An 11,039-nucleotide genomic window follows, 5' to 3' on the forward strand; every position below is an offset into this window, starting at 1 on the left:
ACAGATAGCTGCAGTTAGAGTTGTTTTACCGTGGTCAACGTGGCCGATAGTACCAACGTTAACGTGCGGTTTCGTACGTTCAAATTTTTCTTTAGACACGATCGTGTTCCTTCCTAGTTATGATTCGTCGTGATCATTATTGATCGACGACGCGCCAGAAATTGTTATTTTATGCGCCAACGCCCGTTAGCGCAATATTTGGACGCCCTGATCTCGCAAAAAGTCGTAAACTTTTTGCAGTTCAATCGTCAATTAGTAACCACGCTCTGCAATAATTTTATCTGCGAAGTTTTTCGGCACTTCAGCGTACTCGTGAAACTCCATAGAGTAAGACGCACGGCCTTGAGTTGCAGAACGTAGATCAGTTGCGTAACCGAACATTTCGGATAGTGGTACTTGAGCACGGATGATCTTAAGACCAGCCACACCTTCGTCCATGCCTTCAATGATACCGCGACGACGGTTTAGGTCACCAACAACGTCACCCATCCAGTCTTCCGGAGTGGTTACTTCGACATTCATCATAGGTTCTAGAATCACAGGTTGTGCTTCTAGTGCACCTTTCTTGAATGCCATCGAGCCAGCGATCTTAAACGCCATCTCGCTTGAGTCTACATCGTGGTAAGAACCATCAAATAGTGTAGCTTTAATATCTAGTACAGGGTAACCCGCTAGAACACCACTATTCATTTGCTCTTCGATACCTTTCGATACCGAGCTGATGTATTCCTTAGGAATCACACCGCCCACGATTTCGTCTACGAATACGAAACCTTCACCAGGCTCAGAAGGCTCAAGTTTGACCCAAACATGACCGTATTGACCACGACCACCTGATTGACGAACAAACTTACCTTCAACTTCCGCTTTACCACGAATGGTTTCACGGTAAGCAACCTGAGGTTTACCAACGTTACAATCAACGCTGAATTCACGCTTCATACGATCAACGATAATGTCTAGGTGAAGTTCACCCATACCTGAGATCAGAGTCTGACCTGATTCGTCGTCCGTTTCCACGCGGAATGATGGATCTTCCGCGGCTAGTTTACCTAGCGCGATAGCCATTTTCTCTTGGTCTGCCTTAGAACGAGGCTCTACAGCAATCTGAATAACTGGTTCAGGGAACTCCATGCGTTCTAGAATCACTTTGTGGTTCTGATCACACAGTGTGTCACCTGTTGTTACGTCTTTCAGACCGATAGCAGCTGCAATATCACCAGCGCGAACTTCTTTCACTTCTTCACGCTTATTCGCATGCATCTGAACGATACGACCAAAACGCTCTTTCTTCTCTTTTACTGAGTTGTAAACAGCGTCACCCGAGTTTACAACACCGGAGTAAACACGCATGAAAGTTAGCGTGCCCACGAATGGGTCAGTCGCAATCTTAAACGCTAGCGCTGAGAAAGGTTCGTTGTCGTCAGCATGACGCTCAACTTCATTTTCTCTTTCGTCGACACCTTTAATTGCAGGTACGTCAACAGGCGATGGCAAGAACTCAACTACTGCATCCAGTACCGCTTGAACACCTTTGTTCTTAAACGCACTACCACAAGTAGCCAGTACGATTTCGTTATTTAGTGTGCGAGTACGTAGAGCTTGTTTGAGCTCAGCTTCAGTCAATTCACCTTCTTCAAGGTACTTGTCCATCAGCTCTTCGCTAGCTTCAGCAGCGGATTCAACCATGTGGTTGCGCCACTCTTCAGCAAGTTCAATCATGTCAGCTGGGATGTCTTCGTAAGTAAACGAAGTGCCTTGATCGGCATCATTCCAGTTGATCATTTTCATCTTGATAAGGTCGATGACACCTCTGAACTCATCTTCCGCACCAACGTTCAGCTGGATTGGAACAGGAGTCGCACCAAGACGATTCTTAATTTGGTTCACAACGCGTAGGAAGTCTGCGCCCGCACGGTCCATCTTGTTTACAAATACCAAACGTGGAACGTGGTATTTGTCTGCTTGACGCCATACAGTTTCAGACTGAGGTTCAACACCAGATGAGCCACAGAACACAACCACAGCACCATCAAGTACACGAAGAGAACGCTCTACTTCGATAGTAAAGTCAACGTGTCCAGGGGTATCAATGATGTTTACGCGATGCTCAGGGAACTGTGCTTCCATACCACGCCAGAATGTAGTAGTCGCAGCGGATGTGATAGTGATACCACGCTCCTGCTCCTGCTCCATCCAGTCCATGGTTGCTGCACCATCGTGAACTTCGCCGATTTTGTGAGAAAGGCCAGTGTAGAACAGAATACGCTCAGTTGTGGTTGTTTTTCCTGCATCTACGTGAGCACAGATACCGATATTACGGTATAGCTCAATAGGAGTTTTACGAGCCACGATTGTATCCTCTTACTAAGGTGTACCTTAGAGTATAGAAAAGTGCTGCGAGAGAACCTCGCAGCACAGAAGGTATTACCAACGGTAATGAGCGAACGCTTTGTTTGCGTCAGCCATGCGGTGAACGTCTTCACGTTTCTTAACCGCAGTACCTTTGTTCTCAGACGCGTCTAGCATTTCAGCAGCTAGGCGTTGAGCCATAGATTTTTCACCACGCTTGCGCGCAGCTTCAACCAACCAACGCATAGCAAGTGCGTTACGGCGAACCGGACGTACTTCTACAGGTACTTGGTAAGTTGAACCACCAACACGGCGAGATTTAACCTCTACCGCTGGGCGAACGTTTTCAAGAGCTTCTTCAAAAATAGCTAAGTGGTCTTTACCAGACTTTTCAGCCATAGCATCTAGTGCAGTGTAAACGATTTTCTCTGCAGTAGATTTTTTACCGTCAACCATTAGGATGTTAACGAATTTTGCCAGCAATTCAGATTTGAATTTTGGATCTGGAAGGATCTTACGCTGACCAATGACGCGACGACGTGGCATGGATTTATCTCCGTTGTCTTCTTCAGGTTTTATCCAAAACTTTTCAGTTTTTTCAAAAAATTAAAAATAATTTAGTGTTTGGCCTTACTTAACGGAATCCATTAAGACTTAGGACGCTTCACACCGTACTTAGAACGACCTTGTTTACGGTCATTTACGCCAGCACAGTCGAGTGCGCCGCGAACAGTGTGGTAACGCACACCTGGAAGGTCTTTAACACGACCACCACGGATTAGAACAACTGAGTGCTCTTGAAGGTTGTGACCTTCACCGCCGATGTACGATGTAACTTCGAAGCCGTTTGTCAGACGTACACGACAAACTTTACGAAGTGCTGAGTTAGGTTTTTTAGGTGTAGTAGTGTAAACACGAGTACATACACCACGTTTTTGTGGGCACGCTTCTAGTGCAGGCACGTTGCTTTTAACAACTTGCTTTGCACGTGGCTTACGTACCAACTGGTTAATAGTTGCCATTAACTAGCTCCTGATTTACTTGAAAGTAAGCTTTGTGAAAAATCTATCCCCAACTGCCAATGCAGTTAGGGACGCAAAATTCTATGCAGCAGTGAGAGGTGTGTCAAGAAATATACGGATCTTTTTTGTTCAATTAGAACAATTCATCCGTAAAGCTTTGTCGACAGCAAATCTTGTTCAATCCCAAGTTAGGGATTTATCCTGTTTTGCTGTTAGTTCAACGAAGCCTGAATAATTCACAATCGTCAGCGATGGACTGATACGATTTGCAATACCGCGAGCTTGCGCATCGCTCTCTAACACAAATACGCTGCGGTTTTTTAGATGGGAAAATGCTTTATGTTGCGAGTTAGCAGCGTACACTGCATCTTCTATAAGTAAGATGTCATCCTGTTCACTGCATAAGGGCATGGCGTCTTCTAGAGCAGAGACTGTTTTTATGATGTGTAACATACCTTCCTCAAAAAGACAGTAGCTTGCCAGCGTGTTGTAACTTATCTTTGAGCTGTTCTGAGCTTAACGCTTGGGCTTCAATGACTAAATCCGCTTGCGCCAAACCTCGCTGGGTTAACGACTCTGAACACACAAAGACTTGTTCGATGTCGTATAAATCGAAAAGCTTTAACATCGGCGCGTAATCTTTACTCAAAATATTGTTGGGGTCTTGTCCGAGTAGAAGCTGGTATACCCCGTCACCCATGAAAATGACGCTGATATCTTCACAGTAAGCCGACGCGGCTAACAGTGCATCCACACCTTCACGACCAGCTGCACTGCCATGTGGCGCACTACGAAATAGATAAGTTAACTGACTCAAAACTGTACCACTCTGTCTTGGGTTAACATCGCTTCAGCTAGGCTACCTAAGCCTGCTTGTTCAAAACCATCGGCTAGATTGTTCTGAACCAAACCATGTTGATTCGCTTCTTCTTCACTTACAATCCCGCGACGCAAAGCGGCCGCGACACAAGTTTCTAGGCGAACACCATGCTCTTTAGCCAAAGACTGCCACGCCTTATTGAGATCAAACTCATCGTTGGCTGGCACACTCAAAGCAGTACCATTAGTCACACCATCTTGATAAAAGAAGACGCTCACTAGCTGATGGCCTTGCTCTATCACCGCTTTGGCGAACTGATAAGCACTGCGCGCTGACTGGCTGCCATAAACGGGACCATTCACCACTAACGTGTAAGTCAGTTTACTCACCTTTCATCATCCTCGGTTTTACGTTGACGAATGTACAAGTAAACGGTGTGTTTTGAAATATTAAGGCGATCCGCGACACGGTTGATGGCATCTTTAATATCGAAGATACCTTTGTCGTACAACTCCATCACGATCTGGCGATTTTTGGTGTTGTTAGACACGGATTTATCCGCATTGATCTCTTCGATGGTGCGTTCAACAGTTTGGTCCACCAGCTCTTCTACGTCACTAGCAAAGTTGACCGAGGAAGCCGCTTCTTTCGCTTCTTGCGTCGGCATGAAAGACTGAAGGACTTGCGAGAAAGGCGCATCCAAGTTGACGTTGATACACAACAAACCAATCACGCGATTTTCGCCATTACGAATGGCGACAGTAATCGACTTCATCAACACGCCACCTTTTGCACGGGTAAAGTACGAACGTGAGAAGTTGCGCTCCGAGCCTTCGATGTCTTTTAGCATCTTAAGCGCTAAATCAGTGATTGGTGAGCCGACTTGGCGCCCCGTGTTTTCACCGTTAGCGATTTTAATTGCAGAGGTATTTAAGTCTTCTAGAGAGTGAAGAACGATTTCACAAAATGGACCTATCAGGCTGGCGATACCATCCACGACCGCCTCATAAGATCTTAAAATGATTTTGTCGTGCTCGGTAAACGGCATCACGTTAACGGATTCCATTTCGAGCAACATCTCCGCGTTTATTGTTTCTGTAGTTGTCATAAGCCTTCGAGCGAAAAATCAACAAATTGGTGTAAGTTTATCAGAAAATTTGAAAAGCAACCTAGCAAACTCACCAACTAGTGACCTAGAACAAAAAAGGCCCGTTAAACGGACCTTTTTCAATAACTTATCGCAGCTTATTGTTATTGCTCTGCGTTGTCGTTCTCAACTTTTAGCAGCTCAACTTCAAATACTAGCGTTGAGTTAGCAGGAATGCTTGGTGTGTCTTGGTCACCGTATGCTAGCTCTGGCGGGATAACGAATTTGAATTTAGAACCCACAGGCATTAGCTGAACACCCTCTGTCCAACCTGGGATTACACGGTTAAGTGGGAACGTTGCAGGTTCACCACGATCGTATGAGCTGTCGAACTGAGTACCGTCGATCAGAGTACCTTTGTAGTGTACTTGAACCGTATCAGTGTCTTTTGGCTTCTCACCTTCAGCTGGTGTCATTACTTGGTATAGAAGACCTGTATCTGTCTTCACTACGCCTTCTTGCTTCTCAAACTCAGCACGGAAATCATCGCCAGCTTTTTTCGCTTCAGCTGCTTTCTCTGCCGCTTGTGCTTGCATCTTTTCTGCAACACGCTTGTCTAGAGATTCTAGTGCTGCACGTGTTTCTTCTTCATTCAATTCAGCATTGCCTTTGAAGACGTCTTCGATACCTTTTAGTACCAAATCTTTGTTAAGATTAATGCCGATTTCGCTTGGCTTGTCGATGCTTGTGCTTAGGTAATTAGCAAATGAAACACCGATTGCGTATGCCGCTTTGTCGTCGTCGGTTTTAAAGTGAACCGCTTTACCGGTTTCTGCTTGAACTTGTTCTGCTTGAGGTGCGGTTTCTGTTTTAGTTTCTTCTTTCTGACAACCTACCGCTAGCATGACTGTTGCAGCAAGTAGCGACACTTTTAAAACTGATTTCATTAAATTCTCCCAATAATGGCTCTGCCATTGGTTGTTGTGCACAAATCTTCTATGAGACTAGTGAAGACAATCGTTATACCAATATACTAGCTATATGTCTTAAGACACAAACCGGATTATTAGATGTGATGCAAAGAATTTTTCATTTATTCCTATATTTAATTGTCATCACCACGTTAAATGGTTGCTTTTTCGCCGAGCGTGAAGTGCAGCGTTGGCCGATAGAACCTCAAGGTGCGACGAGCTTCGCACTTAGCAGAGATGGACGGTTTGCTCTGCTCTATTCTCAACAACGTCATTTGATGTTGTGGGACCTAGAGCAAAATGAACAACTAGCCAACCTGGGTGAACTCGATGCCGATGCCAATGTGGTTTCCCATATCCGCATATCTGACAATGGTCGCTACGCAATTACAGCAAGCCAAATGAACTTCGCAGTTTGGGACCTAGGCTGGACGCAATCCGAAGGCCTTTGGTCTATCTCTGATGCGCTCATTCGCGACGTTGATATCACCAGTAATGGTGAACAAGTTCTGCTTGGGTTATCCAACGGTAAAGCAATTTATGTCAACTTAGTCACCGGGCGTCGCATGGAGTTCCTTGCACATCGTGAAAAAGTCAATTCCGTGGCCATTTCTCCTAATGGGCGCTTCGCCCTAACCGGAGGTAATGACTATAAAGCGTATCTGTGGGACACCGAAACCGGACAAATACTACGAACCTTCGAACATGAACAACGAATTGTTCGCGTGGCCCTGCAAAGAGATGGAAAATTAGCAATGACATCTGATGGCGGAAACCAAGCGATTGTTTGGGATTTAAAAACTGGACAAGAAGTCACACAGTTGAGCAGTTGGTCACGCCAATTAATTTTCTCTACCGCACGATTTTCTGACGACGGGACTCAACTAGTCACAGGAAGCCCTTCTGGCCGTGTGTCAATATGGGATACTCAAACCGGAAAACGAATGAGTGGATTTGAAGTGGAGCCCAAAAAAGACACTCGCCCTCCCCGTGCGGTCGTGTATGATGCAGCCTTTGATTCAAAACAACGCGTAATTACTGCTACTTCAGCAGGTATTGCCCAAGCTTGGCAGTTAGAGAACGGATCATGACAGAAAAAACCATTCAGCAATTGGAAGCACGCATTAATGACTTAGAATGTCAGCTTGCGTTCCAAGAACAGACTATTGAAGATCTGAACGGCGCTTTATCGCAGCAACAACTGCAAATTACCAAGATGCTCGATCAGATGAAATATGTGGTAGGTAAAGTAAAAAATATGGACTCGTCGAATTTAGCCGATCCGTCAGAAGAAACCCCACCACCGCATTATTAAAATGCAGGCTCAAACAGCATAAAGCCCAGAACATGTTCTGGGCTTTGTTGTATTAATTACTTAAGAAGGTACTCAAGAGGAAGCTATTCGTCGGCGTAGATTTTAACGCTCAGCTCGCCTTGCGTATTAATGCCTGCTCGGTACATGCCAGAACTGTTCATCGCAAAGTGCATCTCACCTTTAGCATCAATGGCAATCAAACCGCCCTCTCCGCCCATCTGTTTGAGATCACCTTGGATAATGTGTTCACAAGCCGTATGAATATCTTCTTGTAAGTAACGCATACGTGCTGCAACGTCTTCCGCAACACGTTTACGAATAAAGAACTCGCCGACACCCGTAGTGGAAACTGCCACGACGCCATTTTCGGCCACCGTACCACAACCAATAAGAGCCGAATCTCCGACTCGGTTGTATTTCTTATTCGTCACGCCACCCGTACTGGTGGCAGCGGCTAAGTTGCCTTGTTGATCTAACGCTACCGCACCAACCGTACCGTGCTTACGGTCATCTGGGTAACGAGATTCCGACAAAGCAAACAGTCCTTTCTCACGCATAGACAGCAACTGCTCATAACGGCGATCAGTAAAGAAGTAATCTTGCTCGGTATACTCATGGCCTTGCTCAAAAGCAAACTTCTCTGCGCCCTCACCCACCAACAGCACATGATTGCTGTTTCGCATCACGTCACGAGCGAGCTCAATTGGGTTTCTGATATGACGAACCCCAGCGACCGCGCCTGCTGCAAGGTTTCGCCCATCCATCACAGAAGCGTCCATTTCAACCATTTCGTTGTTGGTCAGCACTGAGCCTTTACCCGCATTAAAGTTAGGAGAGTCTTCCAATACTTTCACTGCCGCTACGACGGCATCTAAGGCTTCACCGCCCGTGTCTAGAATTTGATGTCCCGCTTTTACCGCAGCTTCTAAATCCGCCAAGATGGATTGTTGCAGCTCATCGCTCATCTGTTCACGCAAGATGGTGCCCGCACCACCATGAATGGCAATCGAGAAAGGTTTCGTCATCACTTTGTCCAACTGTTATTCCTTGTATGGTTGGCACTACACCTTAGATAAACAAAAAGCGCAAGTTGAAAACTCAACTTGCGCTTTTCAAAGCTTTGCTAGATTAGATTATCTAGTGAAGGAGCTTATGATTAGTGAGAACCACAGCTACCGCCGCCACAGCAGCCGCCTTCTTCTTCGTGATCGTGGTCATGATCGTGACCACCACAACAGCCACCACCTTGATGGATGTGACCGTGTTCGATCTCTTCTGCTGTTGCTTCACGTGTAGACATAACTTCTACTTCGAAAGTTAGTGTTTGACCAGCTAACATATGGTTACCGTCAACAACCACTTCGTTGCCGTCAACTTCTGTTACTTCAACAGGGATTGGACCTTGGTCAGTGTCAGCTAGGAAGCGCATGCCCACTTCGATTTGCTCAACGCCTTGGAACACGTCCGCAGGAACGCGCTGTACTAGCGCATCGTTGTGCTCACCGTAAGCTTCTTCAGGAGCTACCGTTACTGAGAACTTGTCGCCAGCCACTTTACCTTCAAGTTCTTTTTCAAGACCTGTAATTAGGTTGTTGTGACCGTGAAGGTAATCTAGAGGTGCTTCTGCTGTTGATTGATCAACAACGACACCGTCTTCCATCATTACTTTGTATGCAAGGCTTGCAACAACGTTCTTTTCAATTTTCATACTAACTCCAGGGAGATTAATTGACTTAACCTGAATGGGGTTAAGTACTGAGATATCTGGGTGTATTATGGGGATCAATTATCGAAGTTCAATTACTCCGGCTTAAAAATTCCGATCATTTCCTGATCTGAGTGTTTATTTTTCTCTACAGATTGTGGTTTACGCTGCTCTGTAAACTCACACTCGACACACTCAACTAATTCGATGTTATTTTCAATCCACCAGCGCAGGGTATCTTGCTGGCTGCAATTTGGGCAGCTAGCGCCGGCAATAAAACGTTTCTTGATTTTCACGCTATTTCCTTAGCTTGAGTCTTGGCTCAAGTACTACTTCCAATGATTAGGTGACTGATGGTCGCTCTCCATTTCACGACCAAATATTTCTTCTAGCTCTTTGCGGGCCTCTTTCGCTCTTTGAGCTAATTTCTTATCTTCATTGTGTTGAGGCAATAAGTCCTTAAGCATAGCATTATCTAACTTGCGAAAATGTGCTTCTGCCCGCTTTGCTTGATAAGGATGCATACCCAGTTCTACGAGCGCTTGGCGACCGAGATCTAGCGCCCCTAAAAATGTTTCACGAGAGTAATTCTCTACACCATGACTCATTAACTGGTAAGCCTCGACACGGCTTCTTGCTCGGGCTAACAACTTAAGTTTCGGGAAGTGCACGCGACAAATGTCCACGATGGCCATCACCTCATCAGGTGAATCAGTACAAATAATCAATGCTTCCGCTTTATCAGCGCCAGCAGCCCTCAATAGGTCAATTTGTGTAGCATCGCCATAAAACACTTTGTAACCATACTTACGTAATAGGTGGATTTGGCTGGCATCACTTTCTAATACTGTCACTTTGATTTTATTGGCATACATTAAACGTCCGACGATCTGACCGAAACGTCCAAAGCCTGCAATGATAACGCGTGGTCGGCGATCCACGACTTTCGTGGTCATGCCCTCTTCTTCTTGATTCAGGGTATGAGCAAACCACTTCTTTTGTCCCATCAGCAAAAGAGGAGTCGTCACCATGGATAGACTGACCACCACCAACAGAAACGCCACTTGCTCTTTGGGCAAAATGCCCTCTTGGCTCGCCGCGGTAAATATGACAAAGGCAAACTCACCGCCTTGGCTCAAAATTGCAGCCATACGGCTTCTCGCTTTGGCTCCGACACGGGCAGCTCTCGCCAATGCATACAAAACCAAACCCTTAACCACGACCAAAGCCACCACCGCACCGAGAATCTCTAAAGGGTGTAATGCCAATAACCCCAAGTTTACCGCCATGCCCACCGCAATAAAGAATAACCCCAACAACAGACCTTTAAATGGCTCGATAGCGATTTCCAGCTCATGGCGATACTCACTCTCTGCAAGCAAAACGCCTGCTAAAAAAGTCCCCAATGCCATCGAAAGGCCGAGCTTTTGCATCACGACCGAAATGCCAAGCACGACTAAAAGTGCAGCAACGGTAAAGAGCTCACGAACGCCGCTCATCACGACAAAACGAAATAGCGGACGTAGTAAAAAGTGACCACCAATCAACAGTGCTACCACACTGCCTAAAATAGTGAAGACATCCAACCAACTTCCACCACTATGCCCGCCTGCTAGCAAGGGCAACATCGCCAGCATCGGGATCACTGCAATATCTTGAAAGAGCAGCACCGCAAAACCAGATTGCCCCGTTTCGGTACCATTAAGCCCTTGCTCTTCAATGACTTTAAGCGCAATCGCCGTCGAGGACAGCGCCAACCCCATCCCG

The 11,039-nt window shown here is 45.9% G+C and carries 15 protein-coding genes; 2 read left to right on the forward strand and 13 right to left on the reverse strand.

The annotated features are described in order from the left end of the window. From IQR33_RS21895 to fkpA, 9 genes are all read right to left on the reverse strand, one after another. A partial coding sequence (locus IQR33_RS21895) for a GTP-binding protein (protein ID WP_135300427.1) occupies positions 1 to 99 on the reverse strand: 99 nt, incomplete at its 3' end. 153 nt (positions 100 to 252) lie between these two features. Beyond that, on the reverse strand, positions 253 to 2,352 hold the full coding sequence (gene fusA / locus IQR33_RS21900; RefSeq protein ID WP_005382794.1) for an elongation factor G: 2,100 nt from the start codon (positions 2,350 to 2,352) through the stop codon (positions 253 to 255). A 75-nt stretch (positions 2,353 to 2,427) separates the two neighbouring features. Beyond that, positions 2,428 to 2,898, reverse strand: a complete 471-nt coding sequence (gene rpsG / locus IQR33_RS21905; RefSeq protein WP_005382796.1) for a 30S ribosomal protein S7 — start codon at positions 2,896 to 2,898, stop codon at positions 2,428 to 2,430. A 101-nt stretch (positions 2,899 to 2,999) separates the two neighbouring features. Continuing rightward, positions 3,000 to 3,374 carry a 30S ribosomal protein S12 gene (gene rpsL / locus IQR33_RS21910; RefSeq protein ID WP_004399892.1) on the reverse strand — a complete coding sequence of 125 codons (375 nt, stop codon included), beginning with the start codon at positions 3,372 to 3,374 and terminating at the stop codon, positions 3,000 to 3,002. Positions 3,375 to 3,551: 177 nt separating this feature from the next. Further along, positions 3,552 to 3,827: a sulfurtransferase complex subunit TusB gene (gene tusB / locus IQR33_RS21915; protein WP_005382799.1), complete on the reverse strand. Its 276-nt coding sequence runs from the start codon at positions 3,825 to 3,827 to the stop codon at positions 3,552 to 3,554. Between the two features lie 7 nt (positions 3,828 to 3,834). Next, positions 3,835 to 4,191: a sulfurtransferase complex subunit TusC gene (gene tusC / locus IQR33_RS21920; protein WP_005382801.1), complete on the reverse strand. Its 357-nt coding sequence runs from the start codon at positions 4,189 to 4,191 to the stop codon at positions 3,835 to 3,837. Next, positions 4,188 to 4,583 (reverse strand): sulfurtransferase complex subunit TusD, encoded by a 396-nt coding sequence (gene tusD / locus IQR33_RS21925; RefSeq protein WP_017821752.1) that lies wholly within the window; start codon positions 4,581 to 4,583, stop codon positions 4,188 to 4,190. The genes tusC and tusD overlap by 4 nt, the downstream gene beginning before the upstream one ends. Next, positions 4,580 to 5,302 (reverse strand): helix-turn-helix transcriptional regulator, encoded by a 723-nt coding sequence (locus IQR33_RS21930; RefSeq protein WP_005382804.1) that lies wholly within the window; start codon positions 5,300 to 5,302, stop codon positions 4,580 to 4,582. Before IQR33_RS21930 ends, tusD begins: the two co-directional genes overlap by 4 nt. Positions 5,303 to 5,445: 143 nt before the next feature. After that, positions 5,446 to 6,228 carry an FKBP-type peptidyl-prolyl cis-trans isomerase gene (gene fkpA, locus IQR33_RS21935; RefSeq protein ID WP_017821751.1) on the reverse strand — a complete coding sequence of 261 codons (783 nt, stop codon included), beginning with the start codon at positions 6,226 to 6,228 and terminating at the stop codon, positions 5,446 to 5,448. A gap of 128 nt (positions 6,229 to 6,356) precedes the next feature. On the opposite strand from fkpA, the gene IQR33_RS21940 reads away from it, so the two are divergent. Both IQR33_RS21940 and IQR33_RS21945 read left to right on the forward strand, forming a co-directional pair. Then, positions 6,357 to 7,343, forward strand: a complete 987-nt coding sequence (locus tag IQR33_RS21940) for a WD40 repeat domain-containing protein (RefSeq protein WP_193837602.1) — start codon at positions 6,357 to 6,359, stop codon at positions 7,341 to 7,343. Further along, positions 7,340 to 7,567, forward strand: coding sequence for a SlyX family protein (locus tag IQR33_RS21945; protein WP_193837600.1), 228 nt, complete (start codon positions 7,340 to 7,342; stop codon positions 7,565 to 7,567). Before IQR33_RS21940 ends, IQR33_RS21945 begins: the two co-directional genes overlap by 4 nt. A gap of 83 nt (positions 7,568 to 7,650) precedes the next feature. Here IQR33_RS21945 and IQR33_RS21950 read toward each other — a convergent pair whose 3' ends face one another. From IQR33_RS21950 to kefB, 4 genes are all read right to left on the reverse strand, one after another. Beyond that, positions 7,651 to 8,592 (reverse strand): isoaspartyl peptidase/L-asparaginase family protein, encoded by a 942-nt coding sequence (locus IQR33_RS21950; protein ID WP_031812779.1) that lies wholly within the window; start codon positions 8,590 to 8,592, stop codon positions 7,651 to 7,653. Positions 8,593 to 8,723: 131 nt separating this feature from the next. Further along, positions 8,724 to 9,275 (reverse strand): peptidylprolyl isomerase, encoded by a 552-nt coding sequence (gene slyD, locus IQR33_RS21955; RefSeq protein WP_005381451.1) that lies wholly within the window; start codon positions 9,273 to 9,275, stop codon positions 8,724 to 8,726. 92 nt (positions 9,276 to 9,367) lie between these two features. Beyond that, positions 9,368 to 9,568: a YheV family putative zinc ribbon protein gene (locus tag IQR33_RS21960; protein WP_005381449.1), complete on the reverse strand. Its 201-nt coding sequence runs from the start codon at positions 9,566 to 9,568 to the stop codon at positions 9,368 to 9,370. Between the two features lie 33 nt (positions 9,569 to 9,601). Beyond that, positions 9,602 to 11,039: glutathione-regulated potassium-efflux system protein KefB (kefB, locus tag IQR33_RS21965; RefSeq protein ID WP_193844041.1), on the reverse strand; the 1,438-nt coding region annotated here is incomplete at its 5' end.

This window comes from Vibrio sp. OPT46 (assembly GCF_015163535.1).
Classification (GTDB): Bacteria; Pseudomonadota; Gammaproteobacteria; order Enterobacterales; family Vibrionaceae; genus Vibrio; species Vibrio alginolyticus.